Genomic DNA, 21,994 nt, shown 5'->3' on the forward strand with positions numbered 1-21,994 from the left:
GTGCGCTGAGACAACGGAAGCCACCCAGGGGTGGCATCCGAACGCACGCGCCGACCGGCTGTCGGCCGGCGTTCCGGCACGGGGCGGAGGAGCGCCCCGGGCCCGAACACCGTGTGCTCAGCCGGGCTCCGGCCGCTCCGGGATGCCGTAGGGGCACGCGGTGGGGGGCGGCCCCACCGAACCCGCCAGGAAGCCTCGGAGTCGTAGAACCGCCGGAGGCGTCCGGCACCGCACAGCAGGTCCTGCGCGCCCTCGTCGACGTCCGGCTCGCTCTGATCGGCAGAGGCCCCGACATCGAAGAACGCGACGAAAGCCCGAAGTCCCACTCCACCAATGTCGGGGCGCCGCCGGGACGGCGCATGTGCGGAGTCCTCTTCCGGGTCGCGGACCTGCCCGTTCCCGAGTGCCGTACGCGGTTCCGCAGGTCGGACCAGGGACGCGTACTCCAGGGCACTCGCTCTCGCGGCCAGGGCCACCTCAGCCACCTCACCGGCATGCGCGCCGGGCCTTGGACCCGCATCCTGGCGCTGTAGCCGCTTCCCTCCAGAGGAGCGATGCCATGCGGATGTGCTGGGAGATCAAGCCCGTCGCCTACGCGGGCCAGCAGGTGCTCGACGTCGAGGCGGCGCTGCAGATCCTCTACATGTTCGCCGACCGAGCCCGGGAGTGGGCGCCGGACAACACCTCGGGCCTGGCCGAGTCGGTCACCGCCATGGCCGCCCGCATGCTGACCGACGGCGCTCGCACGGTGCACCAGGGCTTCTCATGGTCCGCCACCGAGGGGTCCATCTACGTCGCACTCACCCCGTAGGACGACGTTCGACCTCGCGCTGGGTCCTCTCCGGGGTGCTGCCTCCCGCCTGTCCGCGATCCGCCCAGGCCTCCGCCGCACGCGTGCCTGCGCCGTCAACAAGGTGTGAACGTCGCGTAAAGACTGCCGGGTTTCGGCAATGTGCGCCGGGTGTCGGCCCTGCCACCATCGTCATGGCACCGACAACGGAGCCAGTGCTCGGAGCGGGGGAGGGCGGGAGATGAGCGAATTCCTCGACGCCGCGCTCGGTTACCCCACCGCCCTGTTCAGTTTCGCGCTCGTGGTGGTCATCGGGTACTGGGGGAGTGTCCTGCTCGGTGGCCTTGACGTCGACGCCCTCGGCGGGGGACACGGGGGAGAGGGCGTCGACGCCCACCACGGAGACCACGTAGACCACGGGGACCACGGGCACACGGCGGGCTTCGCCGGCTTTCTCGCCGGTCTGGGGCTGGGCGGGGTGCCGGTCACCGTCACGATGTCGCTGCTGATCGGCATCGCGTGGTTCGCCGCGCTGGCCGGCCGGGTCCTGACCGGCGGCGGGCCGCTCTCCGGCACCGTGGCCCTGGCCGGAGCGCTGGTGTGCTCATGGGCCGGCACGCGCGCGCTGCTCCTGCCGCTGCGCCGCCTGGTGCCCCGAGAACGCGCGCCCTCGCGCTCCGACTTCGTCGGCAAGGTCTGCGTCGTCCGCACCGGCCGTGTCAGCGCCGGGTTCGGACAGGCCGAGGTCACCGCCGACGACGGGTCGACCGCCGTGGTCCAGGTGCGCACCACCGGAACCGACGAGGGACTGGTCGGCGGCAGCACCGCTCTGATCTTCGACTACGACGCCGTCCGGGAGTGCTTCCTGGTCGCGCCGTACGACGCCTCGCTCGACCCGGATCGCCGCCCGGCCGTCTGAGCCCGCCACCGCGCCCCGGTCTCCCGCTCTTCCACCCCCTCTCCACCTCTCTCACCCCGAGGATCGCTGATGGACGCCATCACCATCGGGATCGGCGTGCTCGTCGCCGTCGTCCTGCTCGTCGCCCTGGGCATGCTCCTGATCATCAGTCGGCTCTTCCGCAAGGTCGAGCAGAGCAAGGCCCTGATCATCTCCAAGGCCAAGAGGGTCGACGTCACCTTCACCGGTGCCGTGGTGCTCCCGGTGCTGCACAAGGCCGAGGTCATGGACATCTCGGTGAAGACCGTCGAGATCCGCCGCACCGGCCGCGAGGGCCTGATCTGCCGGGACAACATCCGCGCCGACATCCACATCAACTTCTTCGTGCGGGTCAACAAGACCGTCGAGGACGTCATCAAGGTGGCCCAGTCCATCGGCACGGAACGGGCCAGCAGCCAGGAGACGATCCAGCAGTTCTTCGCCGCCAAGTTCTCCGAGGCGCTGAAGACGGTAGGCAAGCAACTGGACTTCGTCGACCTCTACACCAAGCGCGAGGAGTTCCGGGACCGCATCATCTCGGTCATCGGCACCGACCTCAACGGCTACCACCTCGACGACGCGGCCATCGACTTCCTCGAGCAGACCCCGATGACCCAACTGGACGCCGCCAACATCCTCGATGCCCAGGGCATCCGGAAGATCACCGAGCTGACGGCGATCGAGCACGTGCGGACCAACGAGTTCCAGCGCACGGAGGAGAAGGAGATCACGCGGCAGAACGTCGACGCCCGCGAGACCATCCTGGAACTGGAGCGCCGTCAGGCCGAGGCCGAGATCCGGCAGCGGCGCGAGGTGGAGACCCTGCGCGCCAAGGAGGAGGCGACCACCGCCCAGGTCCAGGAGGAGCAGCGGCTCAACGCCCAGGGCGCCTTCCTGCGCACCGAGGAGCAACTGGGCATCCAGCGCGAGAACCAGGCCCGTGAGGTCGCTGTCGCCCAGAAGAACCGCGAGCGGGTGATCGCCGTGGAGAACGAGCGGATCGAGAAGGACCGGTTGCTGGAGGTGATCGCCCGCGAGCGCGAGACCGAGCTGACCCGGATCGCGAAGGACAAGGAGGTCGAGGGCGAGAAGCGGGAGATCGCCGAGGTCATCCGTGAGCGCGTGGCCGTCGACCGCACCGTGGCCGAGCAGGAGGAGAGCATCAAGCGGCTGCGTACGGTCGAGGAGGCCGAGCGCGCCCGTCAGTCCGTCGTCATCCACGCCGAGGCGGAGGCCCAGGAGAAGCTGGTCAAGGACATCAAGGCGGCGGAGGCGGCCGAGGCGGCGGCCCATCACAAGGCCCGCGAGACGCTGACGTTGGCCGAGGCCCGCAGGCAGGCGGCCGAACTCGACGCCCAGGCCAAGGTCCGGCTCGCCGAGGGCGTGCAGGCGGAGGCCGCCGCGGCGGGGCTGGCAGCGGTGCAGGTGCGCGAGAAGGACGCCGAGGCGATCGAGAAGACCGGACGGGCCGAGGCCGCCGTGGCCGTGGAGAAGGCACACGCCGCCGCCACCGAGATCGGCGAGAAGCTGAAGGCGGAGGCGGCCGGCCTCACCGAGAAGGCGGCGGCGATGGCCGCCCTGGACGAGGCGTCGCGCGGGCACGAGGAGTACCGGCTGCGGCTGGCCGCGGAGAAGGACATCCGCCTGGCGGGACTGGACGTCCAGCGGCAGATCGCCGAGGCGCAGGCGGCCCTGGTCGGCGCCGGTCTGGAGAAGGCGAAGATCGACATCGTCGGTGGGGACAGCGTGTTCTTCGACCGGCTGGTGAAGTCCGTCTCGTACGGCAGGAGCGTGGACGCCTTCGTCGAGCACTCCGACACGGCCCGGGCCCTCGCCCGGCCGTGGCTGGACGGCGAGTCGAACCTCGCCGACGACCTGGCACGCGTGCTCGGCTCCGTCGATGCCGCCGGGGTCCGCGACCTGACGGTCTCCGCCCTGCTCATGCGTCTGATCGGCGCGGGAGGCAAGCAGAGCGGGGAGTTCCGGCGCCTGCTCGACACGGCACGGGAGCTCGGTCTCGCCGAGACCCCGGTCGTCGGCCTCAACGGCACCGCGCACGTCTGACGACGGCCACGCAGAGGACGAGGGAGCGGGACACGATGGCCACCGAGCAGCCGCACGGCGGACTGGAAGCCGGGACGTACAAGGTGCTGCGCACCCGGCTCACCGGCGCCGCGCGCCAACTGGCCGACAGGGCACGGGCGCTGAACGACCGCCGGGTGGAGACCTTCGGAAGCGGAGGTCTCCGGCCGGCCCGCAGCGGGCACCTGCGCACCGCGGATGCGTGTGTCCCGCGCGGCGTCGCGAGCGTGGGCGGACAAGTGCTGCTCGGGCACGACACACCGGCAAGCGGCGGCTCGGCCGAGGACGTGTTCTCGCTCCACGACCCGGCTGCCTTCGAGGCCGTCGGCGCCGACACCGCTCCCGGACTGCTGGACGACCCGCGCTTCCGGCAGGACCTGGCCGAGCTGTACCGCTACTACCGCGACGCCCGCCTGCTCCAACTGCGGACCGCCGGCGATCGGCTGCTCGCGGTCTTCCGGACCGGTCCGGACCTCACCGACGTCCGGGTGCTGCGCTGGCAGGTGGCCGCCGACGGCACGGCCTCGTACCTCGACTCACGCGGCGAGCGGGACCATGTCCCGCCGCCCGCGTACGACATGGCCTGGCAGGAGGCCACCCGCGACGACCACGTCCTCGGACGACACCCGCACGTGTCCGTCCAGGGCGAGGTCTTCGTCTCGACCGCCGGCGGCCGCCTCACGATCAAGGCCGAGAACGACACCAGTACCCCGGACGGCATCCACTCCGAGCCGGTGGACGAGCCGCTGCAGTCCCTCGCCGACGCCGACATCGCCCATGCCCGCGCCGGAGCGCTGATCCTGCTGCGCGTCCGCCCGTACAACGAGAACGCAGCCCGGTACCTGATCGCCAACACCCGAACGCACCAGGTGACCCGGCTGGACGGTCTCGGGCAGGCCTGCCTCACCCTGCCCGACGACCAAGGGGTGATCTTCCCGGGCGGCTACTGCCTCGACACGGGGGTGGTGCGGACCTTCGACATCCCCACCGACGGCCTGGAGTTCGAGCGGATCGTCCGGTCGCCGAACGGCGAGGACGTGCTCTACGTCTTCCACTCCCGCGCCGACGGCCGCGCCGTGCTCCTCCCGTACAACCTCATCCGCAAGGAGGTCGGCAGCCCGCTCTCCTGCCACGGTTACGCGCTGCTCGACGACGGCGCCCTGGTGCTGCTGCGCGTGGAGTCCGCCGAGCCGGCCCGCGTCCACCCGGTGCAGGTGTGGGACTCCCCGTACACCACGGACTCGTACGCCCTCGGCCGGCCGGGCGGTGCCGGACCGCTGGACCGCGTCGGCAACGGCGATCTGGTGCGCGGCATCGCGGACTGCCTGTCGGTGGCCGGCATGGTGGAGGAGATGGCCCCGAACGCCGCCGTGTACGAGGCCGTCGCCGCGGCGTGCGTGCGGACGGCCGATCGCCACCACTGGCTCGCCGAGGACGGCCTCGGGGCCCTGCACGAGCCGCTGGCCGAGGTCCGGAGCACCGCCGAACAGGTACTGGGGGAGTTCGCCGCGGTCACGGCCCTGACCGCCCGGGCCGCCGACGCCCTGGACGAGGCAGCCACCCGCATCACCGCCCTCGTACGCCGCGGGCGCGGCGAGACCCTGGGCAGCGCGAGCGCCTGGATCCGGCACCTCACCGAACTCCGCCAGTCGCAGGGACACTTGGCGTCCCTGCGCGAGCTGCGGTACGTCGACGGCGACCGCGTCGACGAACTCTCCAGGGGGCTCGGCGACGACCTGGCCGCCGCGGCCCGGCGGGCGGTGGCCTTCCTGGTCCGGGAGGACGCCTTCGCCGGCCACCACGAGGACGTCGCGGCACTCGCGGCGCGGGCCGCCGCCGTCGCCACCACCGCCGAGACGGCGCCACTGGCCGGACGACTGGCCGAACAAACCGGGGCGTTGGAGACCGTCACCGAGGTGGTGACCGGACTGGACATCGCCGACCCGGTGCTCCGTACCTCGGTTCTGGAACGGATCGGCGCCGTCCTCGCCGACGTCAACCGGGCCCGTGCCACCCTCGACGCACGCCGCAGGGAACTGCTCGGCCGGGAGGGGCGCGCGGAGTTCGCCGCCGAGGCCGCCTTGCTCGCACACGCCGTGACCGCCGCCCTTGGAGCCGCGAACACCCCCGAGACCTGCGAGGAGCAGCTGGGCAGGCTTCTGCTGCGGATCGAGGACCTGGAAGCCCGCTTCGGGGAGTACGAGGACTTCACCGAGGCGCTGGAGAACCGGCGCACCGAGATCCACGACGCCTTCTCGACGCGACGGCAGGCCCTGCTCGACGAGCGGGCCCGCCGCGCCGACCGGCTGGCCGAGTCCGCCGGACGGATTCTGGGCAGCGTCTCGCGCCGCCTCGCGACCCTGGCCTCCCTGGACGAGGTCAACACCTACTTCGGCTCCGACCCCATGGTCGGCAGGATCCGCGGTGTCGCCGGCGAGCTGCGTGAACTCGGCGACCCGGTGCGGGCCGAGGAACTCATCGGCCGCGTCAAGGCCGCACGTCAGCAGGCCGCGCGGGCGCTGCGCGACCGCGCGGACCTGTACGACGGCGGAGAAGCGGGCTCGGCCGTACGGCTGGGCCGCCACCGTTTCGCCGTCACCACCCAGCAGGCCGAGCTCACCCTCGTCCCGTACAAGGGCGCGACGGCCTTCGCCCTGACGGGAACGGACTACCGCCTCCCCGTCCACGACCCCGAGTTCGAGGCCACGCGCCCGTACTGGGACCAGCACCTCGTGTCCGAGACACCCGGGATCTACCGCGCCGAGCACCTGGCCGCCTGCCTCCTGGCGGAAACCGATCCGCTGGAGACGCTGTACGAGGCCGATACGGCGGGGCGCCTCCTGGACCTCGTTCGCGAGGCCGCCGAATCCCGGTACGACGAGGGCTACGAGCGCGGCATCCACGACCACGACGGCGCGGTGATCCTCACCGCCCTGCTGCGGCTGCGGGCGGAGGCGGGGCTGCTGCGCTACCCGGCCGCGGCCCGCGCCGCCGCGCAGCTGTTCTGGGCGTACGGCACCGACGACGCGTCCCGTGACGTCTGGTCGGCCCGGGCGTCCTCCCTGGCACAGGCCCGTGCCACGTTCGGTCTCGCCCCGGCCGTGGACACCCTTCGACAGGAGCTGGGGCGGTCGGTCGCCACCTTCCTGGACGCTGCGGGACTCGACCTGAACGGCACCGAGCTGGCGGGCGAGTACCTCTTCGAGGAACTCGCCGCCGCAGCCGACGGCAAGGTCTCCTTCGTCTCCGGCGCGACCGCCCGCACCCTCCTCGAGAAGTTCCGCGCCGCGGCGGACGGGCAGGGACCGGAAGCCGGCCTGGCCGCCCTGCCCGACGACTTCGCCTCACTCCCCGCACGCCACCAGCTCGCGGAAGCCTGGCTCGGCTCCTTCCTGGCCGCAGGCGGTGCCCAGTCCACCCCGGGAGACCTGGCCGAGGCCGTGGTCCTGTTGCTGTGCGACCAGCTGCCCCGTCACGAATGCACCGCCGCGCTCACCACGACCGTCGACGGCCTGCTCGGCCGGCACCCCCGTGTCCTGCGTGGCACCCTCCACCTGCGACTGGACGAATTCATCGGCCGCACCACCGCCCACCGCACCGACCGGATACCCGGATTCCGCGCCTACCAGCGCCTGCGTGCCGACCTGCTGACACGCGAACGCACACGCCTGCGCCTGGACGACCACCGCCCGCAGCCGCCGACCACCTTCGTCCGCAACCGGCTCCTCGACGAGGTGTACCTGCCCCTCATCGGTGACAACCTCGCCAAACAGATCGGCGCCGCCGATGACCCCCGGCGCACCGACAGCTCCGGACTGCTGCTGCTGGTCTCACCGCCCGGCTACGGCAAGACCACCCTCGTCGAATACGTCGCCGAACGCCTCGGGATGCTCCTCGTCACCGTCAGCGGCCCCGCGCTCGGCTCCGCGGTCACCTCACTGGACGACGACCACCCGGAGATCGCAAAGATCCACTTCGCCCTCGCGGCCGCGAACAACGTGCTGCTCTACATCGACGACATCCAGCACACCTCACCCGAGCTGCTGCAGCGGTTCATCCCGCTGACCGACGCGCAGCGTCGTCTCGGCCCCTACGACCTGCGCGGCAAACGCTTCGCCGTCGTGATGTCCGGCAACCCCTACACCGAGTCGGGGGCCCGCTTCCGCATCCCCGACATGCTCGCCAACCGCGCCGACGTCTGGAACCTCGGCGACGTCCTCACCGGCCGGGACGAACTCTTCGCCCTGAGCTTCACCGAGAACGCCCTCACCTCCAACCCCGTTCTGGCGCCGCTGGCCGAGGCCGACCGCGCCGACCTGGCCATCCTCCTGAGCATGGCCCGCGTCGACGGATCCGCCCCAGCCGAACACCTGACGCGCGTGTTCCCTCCGACGGAACTCGACCGGATCCTCTCCGTCCTGCGCCTGCTCCTTCGTGCCCAGCGCACCGTGCTGGCAGTGAACCGCGCCTACATCGCCTCCGCCGCGCAGTCCGACAACTCCCGCACCGAACCGCCCTTCCGGCTCCAGGGCTCCTACCGGAACATGAACCGACTGGCCGAGCGCATCTCCCCCGCCATGAACGACGCCGAACTCGACGCCCTCGTCGACGACCACTACCGCGCCGAGGCCCAGACCCTCACCAGCGCCGCCGAGGCCAATCTCCTCAAACTCGCCGAGATCCGCGGCACCCTCACCGACGCGCAGGCCGCGCGCTGGGACGAGGTCAAGGCAGCGTCGTCGCATGGCCGTCGTGACGGGGACCCGCTGCGCTCCGGCCGGCCTGTCTGAGGTCGGTACCTCCGCGGTGACGCATGGGTCGAAGCGGCGGCGCAAGGGTCTCGGCAGCCCCGCGCCTACGTCGACATACTGTTGCCGTGGGCGTACAGATGTCGCCCGGGGGGATCGAGTGTCGCGGTACACAGCAGAAGTGACAGCAGGGATGAGGGGAATCACCTTCCCCGCCTGGCGAGGACCCCACTATGTGACCCTGGCTGAACTGCTGGTCGGCCTTGGCAGATACGGCCTGGGGCTGCGGTGGCGCGTTGAGTGCGACGAGCACTGGGACCTCCCGGCGGAGTTGGAGCGCCATTCCGCGGGCGAGGGGATGGACGCCCTGACGTTGCTCTCCCTGACGACACCCGCTGTCCAGCTGATCGACGCCGAAGCGTGTGGGTTCGCCGAGGGCGTGCTGGTTGTCGTTCTGACCGAAGTGGACGGTTCGCTTTGGGAGGTCAGAGCGGCTGACGAGCGCGTGCTCAGCGAACTTCGCCACCACTACCCGGGCACCACCGCGCTGTGAGTGGGTGCCTCCACGGGCATCGACGGACCGCGGCCCCGAGACGCCCGACGGGCGCGATACGCGCCGGCGCCCCGTCGAGCGTCAGCTGAAGTGGATGTCGCTGAGGTCGATGGACACCATGACGTCATCTCGGACGGGGTGGCCGGTGGCGTCGCGGCTGTGTGCACGGCGCTTGGTGGGAAGGACGATGCCGTCCGCTTCCACGTAGTCGTACACATACTGCGCCGCGGCGAATCCGCCCGCGACGTCGACGTGGTAGTCGTGTCGGCGAAGCAGATGATCCGGGCCGAAGTAGAAGTCCTGGTGCGTGCTGTGGCTGGCGATCCCGGGCGGGAAGGCGGCGCGCAGGCCGCGCCACAGTTCGTCCCCCTCCTGCCACGGCTCGATCTCGCTGACGGTGAAGCCGGGCATGGCCAGCAGGAACGGCGTCGTGAGGTAGGTCCACAGCGCGTAGCCGTTGAAGTAGGCGCGGTCCAGAGGGTCCCAGGGGGTGCTGAGGGTGTGGCCGGTGAAGGACGACCGGGGGTTTTCGCGAGTGGCGACCACGCGTCCGTCGACCTTGTCGATGCTCACCCGTCCGGGTGTGAAGTCGGTCTTCTGGTCGGGGGTGCCGAAGGGTCTGACCGAGGCATGCTCCTCGTGGAGCAGGACGGTCATCTCACGCGGTTCGGGGTCCTGCGGCAGGCCCTTGGCGGCGAACAGGCGCCCTCCGCTGACAAGGGTGGCCCGCGCCCGGGTCAGTTCACGCCAGCGTGCGCTTCCGCCGTGGGCTTCGATCGCCGCGGTGAGCAGTTCGTTCATGTGTCCTCAGGCGGTGGGATAGACGGTGGATCTTTCGGTTGACCACCGGGTGTCAGCGCAGTGCGGCTTCGCCCGTGTGGACGGCACGCATCGCGCGCTCGACGGTCTCCCGGTTCTCGCCGACCGGAGCCACGTAGTCGAGGACGCCGCGCGCGGCGTCCTCCCCGAGGGTCCGGGTGATCACCCAGGTGGCGAGGTACTGGGACGCCAGGCAGCCTCCCGCGGTGGCGATGTTCCCCTCGGCGTGGAACGGCACGTCCAGCACGGTGACGCCGTCGGCTTCGGCATAGGGACGGGTCTTCATGTCCGTGCACACAGGCATGCCGCCCAGCAGCCCGAGGCGCGCCAGCACCAGGGCGCCGGAGCACTGCGAACCGATCAACTGCCGTGCGGGGTCGAGCGGCAGCATCGAGATCAGCCGGTCGTCAGCGACCACGTCGCGGGTCTTCACACCGCTGCCGATCAGTACGACGTCGGCTTCAGTCACGAACTCCATCGGGCGCTGCCCGGTCACCTCGACGCCGTTCATGGAGGTGACGACGGGTGTCGGTGTCGTGATGAAGGCCTCCAGGCCGTCCTTGCGGCACCGGTTGATCAGGGCGGAGGCGATGAAACTGTCGAGCTCGTTGAACCCGTCGAAGGTGACGACTGCTACCTGCATGATGGCTCCTTCACGTACGTCATCGGGTGCCCAGTCTGTCTGGTGCGTCGTATCAGGCAAGGACCTGGCGGCTTGTCCTGCGGGTGCGCTCTCGCGGGCGTCGGCCTGCGACGGCCCTGTCACCGCATCCGCTGGGGGCCCGCGTCAGGGAGGGCGAGCTCGGCCCAGATCGTCTTGCCGTCGGGCCGTTGCCTGGTGCCCCAGCGCTCGGAGAGCTGCGCCACGATGAACAACCCGCGGCCGCCCTCGTCGAACATCCGGGCTCGCCGCAGGTGGGGAGCGGTGTTGCTGGCGTCGGACACCTCGCAGATCAGAGTGTCCTCACGGATGAGACGCAGCTGTACCGGACCCGAGCCGTAGCGGATGGCATTGGTGACCAGCTCGCTGATGACCAGCTCCGTGGTGAACGCCAGCTCTCCCAGTTCCCAGCCCTCCAGTCGGGAGGCGGCGAGGTCACGGGCCCGGGCGACCTCCGCGAGGTCCTCCGTGAGGTCCCACGCGACGGCGTGGGTTCCGTCGAGTTCCTGGGTGCGGGCGATGACGAGGGCGACGTCGTCCCGGGCTCCCTGGCCGACCACCGTGTGCAGGACGTGGTCGCACATGTCCTCCAGCGCGGGAATGGGATCGGACAGCGCCGTTCGCAGGTGCTTGAGTCCCTCGTCGAGGCTGCGTCCGGGGGATTCAATGAGGCCGTCGGTGTACAGGGCGAGGCGTGTGCCTTCGGGCAGTTCCAGTTCCGCCGCCTCGAAGGGGAGTCCTCCCACGCCCAGGGGAGGGCCGGCGGGTATGTCGAGGTATTCGACGTCCGATCCCGGTCGCATGACGGCGGGCGGCGGGTGGCCGGCCCGGGCGGCCGTGCAGAGGCGGGTGACCGGGTCGTAGATCATGTACAGGCAGGTCGCCACGATCTCGCCGACAGCCGGTCCGACCTCACGGCACGCGTCCTGTGGGTCACCGAAGTCCCGGTGCCGGGTGACGACGTCGTCGAGGTGGGTGAGCAGTTCGTCGGGCGGCAGGTCGATGTCGGCGAGTGTCCGTACGGCGGCGCGCAGCCGGCCCATGGTCGCCGAGGCGCGAACGCCGTGGCCGACCACGTCGCCCACGACCAGGGCGACCCGGGCCCCCGACAGGGGGATGACGTCGTACCAGTCGCCGCCCACTCCCGCGTACGGACCCGCGGGGAGGTAGCGCGTGGCCGCGGCCACCGCCGGCTGCCGCGGTGCGCTCGGCGGCAGGAGGCTGCGCTGCAACGTCAGGGAGGTGTTGTGCTCACGGGTGTAGTGGCGGGCGTTGTCCACGCACACCGCGGCCCGGTCCCCGATCTCCTGTGCCAGGAGCAGGTCGTCGGCGTCGAAGGGATCCCTGCCCGGGAAGCGTGTGAAGAGTGCCGCGCCCAGGGTCACCCCTCGGGCGCGAAGGGGGATCGCCAGCGCGGAGCGTACCCCGCTCGTGCCGGCGTCGCCGCTGTCTGACGGCAGGGAGGCGGCGGGGTCGGTGATCTCCAGCATTCCGGCCTTGCCCGTGAACAGCCCGAGGGTCGGTTCCGCGCCCTGCGGGTAGACGACGGGATCGCCCGGCCGCACCGCCTCCGAGGACCCGGACGGTCCCGCCACCGCGGTACGGCGCAGGGTGAGGTCACCCGTGCCGGGCCGCAGGACGGGTTCGTCGCCCTGAAGGACGGTGTCGAAGAGGTCCACGTAGGCGTGGTCGGCGAAGCGGTGCACGGCGACCTCGACCAGCTCCTCGGTGGTCCGAGTCGCGTCGAGAGTGCTTCCGACCCGGCTGCTGGCCTCACTGAGCAGCGCGAGCCGCTCGCGGGCGATCACGAGCCGCCGGAAGCGTGTCTCGCCGGCGACACGGATCCGGCAGACGACCGCGCTGATGACCAGGGCCACCGCCAGTGCCGTGATGATCGTGACCTGGTTGGCGCGCCCCATGTCCCGGAGGAGGACCCCGTAGAGCGCGATGGCCGCGGCCAGGTTGAACAGTCCGACGATCACGGTCTGCCGCACCGGAAGCAGCGCACTGGCCACGACCGGAATCAGGACGGCGTACTCGGCTATGCCCATGATGTGCACGTCGGCGGCCGCCAGTGCCAGTCGCAGGACCGAGATCAGCACCACGCTGAGAAGCAGCAGGACGAAGCTCCTGCTCGGTCGAACCGGATGCACGCAGTACACCTCCCCACCGGGAGCGGGACGTGAGACGACCTCCGTCTGCGGTTCCCTGAGCGGCAGGCGACAACATCCCTTCGAGAGAAATTGTTGCATTGAGTAATGCTTTGTGCCAGGACGCTCCCTCATGGCGGTCCGCCGCGCGCACGGCACGGTACGGGGCGGGCGATCGTGACATTCGTGGCGTGATCACCTTCGACTACGGCGTCAGCACGATCCTGCCGAAGACCTCACCCGCGGCCATCTTCCGGTGCGCCAGCACGGCCGCGTCCAGCGGTAGCACCTCGTGCACCACCGTCTCGATCTCGCCGCGACCGGCCGCCGCGAACTGCTCGCCGCGCACGGCACCCAGGTCGGCCGGGGGGACGGTGGCCGTGCTGAAGGTGGCGAAGGACATCGACTTCCGGAACGACGCCATGATCTTCGTGCCGAAGTCCGCGGGCGGCTGGCCCCCGACGGCGCCCACGGCCACCATGCGGCCGTTCGGGTTGAGCCTGTCGAAGAACGACGGCATGTCCTTGCCCGCCACGACGTCGATGATGACGTCGTAGCCGGCCGGGGCGTCATCCCCTCCGCCGCCGGAGCGGTCCAGCACGTGGGTCGCGCCGAGACGGCGCAGCCGCTCGCCTCGCCGGGCCGACGATGCCGTGACCGCCACCGCGGCGGCGCCACGCCGAGCCGCGAGCTGCACCGCCATGATCCCGATGCTGCCGCTCGCGCCGCGCACCAGGACCGTCTCCCCGGGAGCGAACCGGCCGTGACGAAGCCCGAAGTGCGCGACCGCCCCGGCGCTGCCCAGCGTCACCGCGTCGACCGCGGACAGGCTGCCGGGCAGGGGGAGGATCTGCCCGAGCGGCACGAGGGCCTGCTCGACGTAGCCCCCGCCGGTGCCGGTGAAGGCCCACACCCGTCGGCCGATCCATGACGTGTCGACGCCGTCACCCACCGCCGTCACGGTGCCGGCCACCTCGCTGCCCGGGACGAAGCCCTCCTCGAAGCCGTAGGCGGCCAGGGCCCCGCTCCGGATCACGGTGTCGACACCGCCGACGCCCACCGCCTCGGTGGCGATCAGCACCTGCCCGGCAGCAGGCGCGGGCTCCGGCAGGTCGACAACAGCCAGGCCTTCAGGACCCCCGAACGTCTTGATCGCGATTGCCTTCAATGCCGTCTCCACATTCACGGACCGCTCAGCGCGATCCCTGCCGCGTGCTCGCCACCGATCGCCTGATGGTCTCGGTGAGCTCTTACGTCGTGGACGGTAACCGGACGCCCCCGTCCACTTGGGTAAAGTGAGAGCGTGCCCGATCGTTTGCCTCAGAAGCTGCGTTCCGACGCGAAGGACAACCGCGACCGCATCCTCGACGCGGCCCGGGCGTTGTTCTCGGCCGACGGCCTGGACGTGCCGATGCGGGAGATCGCACGCCGTGCCGGGGTGGGACCGGCCACCTTGTACCGTCGCTTCCCCACCAAGCAGACACTGGTCGCCGAGGCCTTCGCCGACCAGTTGCACGCATGCCGCGCCATCGTCGACGAGGGGTGCGCGGACGCCGATCCGTGGCGTGGGCTGTGCCTGGTGATCGAGAAGATCTGTGAACTGCACGCACGCGATCGGGGCTTTACGGAAGCCTTCCTGTCGGCCTTCCCCGGTGCGCCCGATGTCGCGGGACGCGAGTACACGCTGAAGGCGGTCGCAGGCCTGGCCCGGCGAGCCAAGGACGCGGGGCGTCTGCGCTCCGACTTCGTCCTGGACGACCTCATCCTCATCCTGATGGCCAACAAGGGCATCCACACGCGATCGACCGACGCGCAGGTCATGGCCTCGCGACGCTTCGCGGGACTGGCGATCCAGGCACTCGAAGCCTGCCCTCACCACGCACCGCTCCCGCCGGCGGCACGACTGGCGACTGGAGCACCGGCGGGCGCGTGACCGTGCTCATCGCCCGAGAAGCCGAAGGTGCGGAGGTGGGTGGGTCTGCCATCCGAGTAGAGGACGACAGACGGAGCGGCCGGCGGCCACGCCCACGCCGACGCCATCGGGGCGAGGTTCCGCGCACCGGTGATCGCCCGCCCTGGAGTGGCGCCTATGCGGACGCCGTCGGGCGCCCTGTTTCCGGCCCTGCAGTACGGTGCCGGGAGCACGGGCGCACCTACTGAAAGAGCGTCATCGCATGTGGCAAGTGGTCCTCTACATCAGCCCCATCAGTGCGGTCATGGCAGCACTGCTCCTGTTCGTTCTGTCCTTACTGGGCGTACGCCTCCGGCAGGAGAAGCCGACCGTCGTCAGGGCGCTGTCCCGGCTCGGGCTCGGAATTTACGTACCCCTGATCGCATTCGCCGTACTGGCCCCCACTCAGGACCTCGGCTCCGGTGACAATTCCGTATGGCTGATTCCAGGCCAAGGGATCATCTTCGATCGCACGAACATCAGCTCAGACGAGTTCGCCATGTACCTGAGACTTCAAGTGGCAAACGCCTTGATGTTCACGGTCCTGGCAGTACTGCTGAGGTTCTCCTTCCCCGCTGCCACCAGCAAGACTATCGCTGTGGGCAGCTTCGCAGCGAGCGTCTGCATCGAATCCTTCCAATGGCTCATGAACGCAGGCAGAGTCGTTGACATCGACGACGTCATGCTCAACACGATCGGCGCATGTGCCGGGCTCATCATTTGCCAAGTGGCCGCGGTGATCAACAGCCGCGGATACCGCACGATGTCGCGCATGAGAGTGCGTACGGTGCGAACCACAACTGCTTCAACGCGCAATGGTCACCGGACAGCCGACAGGTCGCCGCCTGGGACGACGCCGGCCACGACGACAGCCGTCCCGGCCCGTGCACCGAGCCCGGTGGGTCCGCCTACGAGCCCCAACTCACCGAGGCCGGCCAACGCCAGGTCGGCGCCGCCTACATCGACGCCTTCTTCCGGCGGTATCTCACCGGCGACAAGCGGTTCGACGCGATGCTGACCGGAAGGCGCCACCCGCCGGCACACATCGCCCCCGTCGACGTGACGGCCGACCGGCCCTGACGTCGCGCGGCTGTCCCTTCTCCCGGACCTGCCGGGAGAAGGGACAGCGCACGCCTGCAAAATGCGTTGGTGGACCACGGCGGCCGTTGCTACTCTCCCGGAGGCCGTGCGAGTGAACGAGGAGGTGGTACCCGTGAACGCAGTTTCGACATGGGTGCTCCCCTCCGGGGTCACGGTCGGGCGGTAGGTCGTCCGGGAGCGCCGTTCAAGAGCACTCCCGAAAGGCTCGACCATGCACTTCATTTCTGAACAGCGTCTCGACGACGGCGTCCTCGAGCGCGAGTTCACCCTCGGCGAGATCCCCGGCACCCTGTGGACGCCTGAATCCGCCGCACCGCTCCCGCTGGTTCTGATGTCCCACAACAACGGCCTGCCGAAGGCGGATCCCCGTATGGTGGCCCGGGCCCGGTACACCGCGGCACGCGGCTACGCGGTGGCCAGCATCGACGCCGCCGGGTGCGGCGACCGTCCGCGTTCCGCCGCCGACGAGCGGGCCCGTGCCGAGCTCCGGCGGGCGATGCAGGCCGGTGAGCCGGTCGACGAGATCTTCGAGTCCTTCATCGGCCCGCTGGTCGAGAACGCGGTCCCGGAATGGCGGGCCACTTTGGACGCCCTCCTTGAGCTGCCCGGGATCGGCGGCCCCGTCGGGTACTCCGGGGGGTGGACCGCCCTCGGCATTCGACTGGCGGTGGCCGAGCCGCGGATCGCGGCCGCGGGCTTCTTCGCCGGGGGGTTTGTGCCTCGTGCGCAGCGCGAGGAGGCCCGGCAGGTCACCATTCCGCTGTTGCTGCTGCTGCAGTGGGACGACGAAGGGAACCCCCGGCAACGGGCCCTGGACCTGTTCGAGGCCTTCGGCAGCAAGGAGAAGACGCTGCACGCCAATCTGGGAGGGCACACCGGTACCCCGTGGTTCGAGCTGGAGGACGGGTGCCGCTTCCTGGACCGGCATCTGAAGTGAGGCCGGGCCGTCCGGCGGGCCGCGGCGTTCCTTGACGGCGGTGGCCTGCGGATGCACAGCCGCCCCGATCGCGGCGACCGCCGCGATCGGGGCGGCGTTCGGCCTCCGGCGCCGCCATCGGCTGGGCGCTGCGGTGACCCCGGGTCACTTGCCGGGTCGCTGGGGGAGGGAGCCGGTGGCCGGCAGGGGTGCAGCCTGCGGGATGCCGGCCTGCCGCCACTGCGCGGGGGAGAGGCCGTAGACCGTACGGAAGGTGCGGCTGAAGTGGGCGTGGCTGGCGAAGCCCCAGCGGTGCGCGATGGACGCCACCGTCTGCCCCGCGAGTTCGGGGCGTACGAGGTCCCTGCGGCAGGCCTCCAGCCTGAGGCGCTGGATCCAGCGGCCGACGGTCATCGGCTCGTTCTGGAAGAGCTGGTACAGGTAGCGGACGGAGATGTGGTGCACGGCCGCGACTGTGGCCGGGGCGAGGGTGGGCTCGTCCAGGTGGGCGCGGATGTATGCGCGGAGGCGTTGCAGGAGGGCCTGTTCCACCGCGGCCTGTTCGCCGGTGGTTCCCTCCAGGGCGATCAGGGCCGTGAGCACGTCGACGATCCCCTGCCTGAGGAATTCCGTGGAGGCCGGTGCGAAGTTGCAGTGGTCCGGTGCGCGGATGCAGCGGTCCGTGATCGTGACGAGCCCGTTGACGTACGACGCGAGGATTCCGCTGATTCCCTGGCCGGGGGAGTAGGCCCGGCCGGTGGTCAGGAGCAGTGCCGAGTCGGGGAGTTCCACCAGCTGGCGGGGGACGGTGGCCACGTGTTGCCGTACGGGGCAGGTGAAGTCCAGGACGTAGGGCCTGCGGGTGTCGAGGATGACGAGCTGGCCGGCCGCGATCGGGGTTTCCCGGCCGTCTTGGGTGGCGATGCCGTACCCGGTCCTTTGGAGGCTGACGACCAGGGAGTCGTCGCCGTCCGCGGCGATGAGTGGCGCGGTGCGCGCCATCCGTTGCGGGCTGGCCTCCAGGGACCCGACCTGGACGCCCGCGACGCATGCCTGTCGTATGGTGCCGTGGATCTTGGTTTCCGCCTGTGTGTGGACCTCCAGCCGTATGAAGGCCTTGCCTACGGCGTCCGTCCAGTACTCGGCCCGCTCGGCGGGTGGTTTTTTGTCGGTGCAGAATGCTTGGATCACGATGTCCTCGCGAGTTGCCAGGAGGCATTGGGCCCCCTGGAAGCTGCGCGGGGTGCGACATTGGGGACCCCTTACGCTGCCACCGTAAAGTCCGGTCGCGGTTTCGGGCGGCCTGCCGGGCGGGAGTGCGGGACATCCGTGGATATGTGGCGCGGAGGCTGCGGGATTCCCGCTGTGCGGCCATGTGCAACCCTGCATGGTGTTGCGATCGCCGACGCGCTCGTGTCCGCGGAGGCCGATGCCCTCTGGAACGCGGAATACGCGCAGGTCAGTGACGAAAGCGCCAACGATCGCAACAGAAATCGTCCGCGCGAGTGGGGCACGGGCGGCCGACACGGTCGAGCTGGAAGGGGCCGGCTCCGCTGCTCCTGCGCGGGACCCTTTTCGTCAGCGGACCGGTCGCGGGGGGAAGCGGACCCTGGTGTCCTGGGTGTGGGCGCGCATGACCTGCTGGGCACGAGTGTCGTCGCGGTCGGCGATGGCCGCGATCAGTTCGCGATGCTCCACCCAGGCTTGATGGACCACGGGTGTGTAGTACCGGCGAACCCTGTTCTCGACATGGGCTGCCAAGTCTGCGAGGACCGCGTTCCCCGCCAGTTCCATGACGCAGGCGTGGAACGTGGCATTCGCGGCGACCGCTCCCTCCACGTCGTCGGCGGCGACAGCCGCCTCGCCCGTCGCACACAGGCTGTCGAGCCGCGCAAGTCCATCGGCGGACGCGCCGACCGCGGCCAGGCGTGCTCCCTCGGTCTCCAGCAGGGCACGGACGACGAAGAGCTGGTCGGTCTCCACACCGGTCGGCTCGTGGACGAAGGCACCCTGCGCCGGGCGGAGGTCCACCCACCCCTCGGCGTTGAGCCGTTGCAGCGCCTCGTGGACGGGCTGCCGGGAGACCCCAAGACGGGCCGCGAGCTCGCTCTCCACAAGATGCCGGCCTGGACGCAGCGTCCGTGAACTGACCAGCTCCAGCAGCGCCTGGTACACCTGCTCGCGCAACGGCCCGGGGCGCTCCAGCTTGGGGACGGTTCCTTGCGGCAGCCCGTTGAACGGCATCTCGGCCTCCACTGGTCCCTTTGATGTCCCTACTGCGTTGCACCCAGCAGGCGTTGGGCAAAGTATCGACCTGTCCAGGACGCGTGAGAAGTCGATCGGGGCCCCGTCGGGTTGTGGCGCCGTGGTGGCCGCGGCAGGGCGGACAGCCGGTGAAGATGCGCCGCGGTACGTCTGCCATCAGGATGAGGAGACGGTAGATGGGGTATCGGCAATGTGCGCGGTGGTGCTCCCCAGCAAGCGTGACCGACTGTTGACCGTACGGGACCGCCCGCAGCCTCGCACAGGGACGAGAGGCAAGCACGTCATGAGCGAGGCAGAGCAAGGGGCCGGCCGCGTGGTCATCGTCACCGGTGGTACGCGGGGCATGGGCCGTGAGACGGCCGGCTATCTCGCGCGGAACGGCTACCGGGTCGTGGTGAACTACGCCGGGAACGAAGCGCAGGCGAACGAGACCGTCGAGGAGATCACCGCCGGCGGCGGGACGGTCGTGGCGAAACGTGCGGACGTCGCGGACGAGGTCGCGGTCTCGGCCATGTTCGACGAGGTGGAGGCCGAGTTCGGGGGAGTCGACGTCGTGGTCCACGCGGCAGGGGTCATGCCGGTCGGCCCGATGGTCGACTTCGACCTCGCCCAGCTCGACCGGCTGCTGAATGTCAACATCCGCGGCACCTACGTGGTGAACCAGCAGGCCGCGAAACGGCTCCGCTCCGGCGGCGCCATCATCAACTTCTCCAGCTCCATCACCAGGTTCAGCCGGCCCGGCTACACCGCGTACGCGGCGACCAAGGGCGCGGTCCAGGCCATGGCCCTGATCCTCGCGCGCGAACTGCGGGGGCGGGACATCACCGTCAACGTGGTGGCCCCCGGCCCCATCGCCACCCCGCTGTTCTTCGAGGGGAAGAGCCAGGAGGTGATCGACCGCATCTCCGCCGAGCCGCCGCTCGGGCGCCTCGGCGAGCCGGACGACGTCTCCGGGACGGTCGCCTTCCTCGCCGGCCCCGGCCGCTGGATCAATGGCCAGACCCTCTTCATCAACGGCGGAGCCATTTGAGAGCCGTCGCCTGCGGCTGTCGTCCCGCAGTCCACGCCGTGATGCTCACCGCTCGAAGGTGCCGTACATGGTCGCCCGCGCGATCGCGTGCGTGAACAGCTGGAACTCCATGAGCGCGGGGGCTGTCGCCTCTGACACGTCCAGCTTCTCCACGTCGACGGCGTGCACCACGAGGAAGTAGCGGTCCGGGCCGTTGCCCGGGGGTGTCGCCGGACCGAGGTACCTCCGGTAGCCGGCGTCGTTGGGCAGCGTCACCGCTCCGCCCGGCAGCTCCCTTCCGTCACCCGCCCCGGCCGGCAGGCCGGTCACGGAGGCGGGGAGGTTGGCCACGGCCCAGTGCCAGAAGCCCGAGGCGGTGGGCACGTCGGGGTCGAACATCGCGACCGTGAAACTGCGGGTCCCCTCGGGGAACCCGGACCAGCTCAGCTGCGGTGAGACGTCCGATCCGCCCGCGCCCAGGATGCCGCTCACGTGCTCGCGCGCCAGTTGCCCGCCGTTGGCCAGGGACCGCGAGGTCAGCGTGAAACCCGGGATCGGCGGCATGAAGTCGTAGGGGGCATAGGGCTTGATCATGACGGTCCCTCGCTCTCGGCTACGACCTGCCGTCCGCGTTGGCGCCGATCCAGACGGTCATTTCCACGCTAGGACCGGCCATTCGGACCGGCAATTCAGTTCGCGGCGGCCACGCATCCGGCATGGCACGCACTCAATCGAGTCACGGAAGGTGACCGGACGCCGGCGGATGGTGCCACCATGCCTGCGGCTCCGGATGCGCGCCGATGGCAGGCGCAGGACGCTGGAGACATCCGAAGCGGAGCGGCGGCAACGTCGACCGGCGCAGCATCCCGAGACCGTCCCGCTGAGCCGGCACGTCGCGCTGCCGCTCGCCGACGAAAGCGAGGCACTCCTATGCAGATGCAAGCAGCCCGTATGCATGGCTACAAAGAGCCCCTTCGAATCGAAGACGTCCCCATGCCCGACCCGGCGCCCGACGAGATCCTGCTGAAGGTCGCGGCGACAGGCATGTGCCGCAGTGACTATCAGCTCCTCAACGGTTACTTCGAAGTGCCCTTCCCCGTGGACCTCCCCTACATCCCCGGCCACGAGGTCACCGGCCGGGTGGCCGGCCTGGGCGGCGCCGTACCGAAGTCGGTGGGCTACTCCGAGGGCGACATGGTCGTGGTCAACCCCAGCTGGGGCGACGGCACATGCCGCCAGTGCCGGGAAGGCAACGAGCAACTGTGCAGCGGCAACGGCAGGTGGGTGGGCTTCGGACCCCCCGGAGGCTTCGCCGAGTACATGGCCGTGCAATGCCGGCACGCGATACCCGTATCGGAGAACGCGGCGAAGACGCCCGAGGTCCTCGCCCCGATGACCGACGCGGGCATGACCCCGTACCGCGGGATGCGCAAGCTCCGGGACACCGGCAAGCTCGGTCCCGGCCGCACCGTCGCCGTCACCGGTATCGGAGGCCTGGGCAGCTACGCCGTCCAGTACGCGAAACTCCTCGGCAGCGGAGCGACCGTGGTCGCCCTCGCCCGCAAGGACGACAAGCTGGACGTGGCGAAGGAGAACGGCGCCGACCACGGGATCAACGTCCGCGACAAGTCCACCGAGGCCATCCAGGACGAGCTGGAGCGGCTCACCGGCCGCAGGACGATCGACGCCGTCCTGGACTGCGTCGGCAGCACCGCGTCCGTCTCCATGGGGTTCGACCTGCTGGGCCCCGAAGGAGTGCTGGCGGCCGTCGGCCTCATGAGCCACCACGTCGAGCACAAGCAGTTCCCCTTCGTGGGGACGGAGCTGACCTACCTCGGTTCCTTCTGGGGCAACCACCTGGACCTCGTCGAGGTGCTCTCCCTCGCCGAAGCCGGTCTCGTCAAGCACAACGTCACCAAGGTCGGACTGGAGGACGTCAACGACAACCTGGAGGCCCTGGGGCGCGGCGACGTCGTCGGTCGCCTGGTCATCGTCTTCGAGTAGCACCCAGG

General features: G+C 70.3%; 17 protein-coding genes. 10 read left to right on the forward strand and 7 right to left on the reverse strand.

The genetic code is table 11. The features are described from left to right. Positions 1–559: 559 nt before the first annotated feature. The 5 genes from CHF15_RS39295 to CHF15_RS39315 all read left to right on the forward strand — a co-directional run bounded on the left by CHF15_RS39295 (position 560) and on the right by CHF15_RS39315 (position 9,110). The gene (locus CHF15_RS39295) at positions 560–811 is read left to right on the forward strand and encodes a hypothetical protein (RefSeq protein WP_089228734.1); all 252 of its coding nucleotides are present in this window, start codon (positions 560–562) and stop codon (positions 809–811) included. A gap of 220 nt (positions 812–1,031) precedes the next feature. After that, positions 1,032–1,709 (forward strand): OB-fold-containig protein, encoded by a 678-nt coding sequence (locus tag CHF15_RS39300; RefSeq protein ID WP_089228735.1) that lies wholly within the window; start codon positions 1,032–1,034, stop codon positions 1,707–1,709. Positions 1,710–1,778: 69 nt separating this feature from the next. Then, on the forward strand, positions 1,779–3,791 hold the full coding sequence (locus CHF15_RS39305; RefSeq protein WP_089228736.1) for a flotillin family protein: 2,013 nt from the start codon (positions 1,779–1,781) through the stop codon (positions 3,789–3,791). A 35-nt stretch (positions 3,792–3,826) separates the two neighbouring features. Then, positions 3,827–8,599 carry a DNA repair ATPase gene (locus CHF15_RS39310; RefSeq protein WP_089228737.1) on the forward strand — a complete coding sequence of 1,591 codons (4,773 nt, stop codon included), beginning with the start codon at positions 3,827–3,829 and terminating at the stop codon, positions 8,597–8,599. Between the two features lie 193 nt (positions 8,600–8,792). Continuing rightward, positions 8,793–9,110: a hypothetical protein gene (locus CHF15_RS39315; RefSeq protein ID WP_245939306.1), complete on the forward strand. Its 318-nt coding sequence runs from the start codon at positions 8,793–8,795 to the stop codon at positions 9,108–9,110. Between the two features lie 81 nt (positions 9,111–9,191). Here CHF15_RS39315 and CHF15_RS39320 read toward each other — a convergent pair whose 3' ends face one another. The 4 genes from CHF15_RS39320 to CHF15_RS39335 all read right to left on the reverse strand — a co-directional run bounded on the left by CHF15_RS39320 (position 9,192) and on the right by CHF15_RS39335 (position 13,908). Then, positions 9,192–9,911, reverse strand: a complete 720-nt coding sequence (locus CHF15_RS39320; protein WP_089228739.1) for a hypothetical protein — start codon at positions 9,909–9,911, stop codon at positions 9,192–9,194. Between the two features lie 52 nt (positions 9,912–9,963). After that, positions 9,964–10,572 carry a DJ-1/PfpI family protein gene (locus CHF15_RS39325; protein WP_089228740.1) on the reverse strand — a complete coding sequence of 203 codons (609 nt, stop codon included), beginning with the start codon at positions 10,570–10,572 and terminating at the stop codon, positions 9,964–9,966. Between the two features lie 119 nt (positions 10,573–10,691). After that, the gene (locus CHF15_RS39330; protein ID WP_179280177.1) at positions 10,692–12,743 is read right to left on the reverse strand and encodes an ATP-binding SpoIIE family protein phosphatase; all 2,052 of its coding nucleotides are present in this window, start codon (positions 12,741–12,743) and stop codon (positions 10,692–10,694) included. 202 nt (positions 12,744–12,945) lie between these two features. Further along, on the reverse strand, positions 12,946–13,908 hold the full coding sequence (locus tag CHF15_RS39335) for a zinc-binding dehydrogenase (protein ID WP_179280178.1): 963 nt from the start codon (positions 13,906–13,908) through the stop codon (positions 12,946–12,948). Between the two features lie 135 nt (positions 13,909–14,043). On the opposite strand from CHF15_RS39335, the gene CHF15_RS39340 reads away from it, so the two are divergent. The 3 genes from CHF15_RS39340 (at position 14,044) to CHF15_RS39355 (ending at position 16,729) form a co-directional block, all read left to right on the forward strand. After that, the gene (locus CHF15_RS39340) at positions 14,044–14,673 is read left to right on the forward strand and encodes a TetR/AcrR family transcriptional regulator (protein WP_089228742.1); all 630 of its coding nucleotides are present in this window, start codon (positions 14,044–14,046) and stop codon (positions 14,671–14,673) included. A 517-nt stretch (positions 14,674–15,190) separates the two neighbouring features. Beyond that, positions 15,191–15,709: a VanZ family protein gene (locus tag CHF15_RS46850; RefSeq protein WP_410169688.1), complete on the forward strand. Its 519-nt coding sequence runs from the start codon at positions 15,191–15,193 to the stop codon at positions 15,707–15,709. 294 nt (positions 15,710–16,003) lie between these two features. Continuing rightward, entirely contained in the window at positions 16,004–16,729 is a 726-nt protein-coding gene (locus CHF15_RS39355) for a dienelactone hydrolase family protein (protein WP_089228743.1), read from the forward strand. A gap of 144 nt (positions 16,730–16,873) precedes the next feature. On the opposite strand, the gene CHF15_RS39360 is transcribed toward CHF15_RS39355, so the two are convergent. Both CHF15_RS39360 and CHF15_RS39365 read right to left on the reverse strand, forming a co-directional pair. Then, the gene (locus CHF15_RS39360) at positions 16,874–17,899 is read right to left on the reverse strand and encodes a helix-turn-helix domain-containing protein (protein WP_089228744.1); all 1,026 of its coding nucleotides are present in this window, start codon (positions 17,897–17,899) and stop codon (positions 16,874–16,876) included. A gap of 387 nt (positions 17,900–18,286) precedes the next feature. Further along, the gene (locus CHF15_RS39365) at positions 18,287–18,952 is read right to left on the reverse strand and encodes a GntR family transcriptional regulator (protein WP_089228779.1); all 666 of its coding nucleotides are present in this window, start codon (positions 18,950–18,952) and stop codon (positions 18,287–18,289) included. Between the two features lie 304 nt (positions 18,953–19,256). Here CHF15_RS39365 and CHF15_RS39370 point away from each other — a divergent pair, with 304 nt between their 5' ends. Next, a complete protein-coding gene (locus CHF15_RS39370) occupies positions 19,257–20,003 on the forward strand; it encodes an SDR family oxidoreductase (RefSeq protein WP_089228745.1) in 747 nt (248 codons plus the stop codon). Between the two features lie 45 nt (positions 20,004–20,048). Here CHF15_RS39370 and CHF15_RS39375 read toward each other — a convergent pair whose 3' ends face one another. Then, positions 20,049–20,576, reverse strand: a complete 528-nt coding sequence (locus CHF15_RS39375) for a YbhB/YbcL family Raf kinase inhibitor-like protein (RefSeq protein WP_089228746.1) — start codon at positions 20,574–20,576, stop codon at positions 20,049–20,051. Positions 20,577–20,975: 399 nt separating this feature from the next. Between CHF15_RS39375 and CHF15_RS39380 the strand changes: the two genes are divergently transcribed. Beyond that, positions 20,976–21,986 (forward strand): zinc-binding dehydrogenase, encoded by a 1,011-nt coding sequence (locus tag CHF15_RS39380; protein ID WP_089228747.1) that lies wholly within the window; start codon positions 20,976–20,978, stop codon positions 21,984–21,986. The last annotated feature ends 8 nt before the right edge of the window (positions 21,987–21,994 follow it).

The organism is Actinacidiphila glaucinigra (assembly GCF_900188405.1).
In the GTDB taxonomy this organism is placed as follows: domain Bacteria; phylum Actinomycetota; class Actinomycetes; order Streptomycetales; family Streptomycetaceae; genus Actinacidiphila; species Actinacidiphila glaucinigra.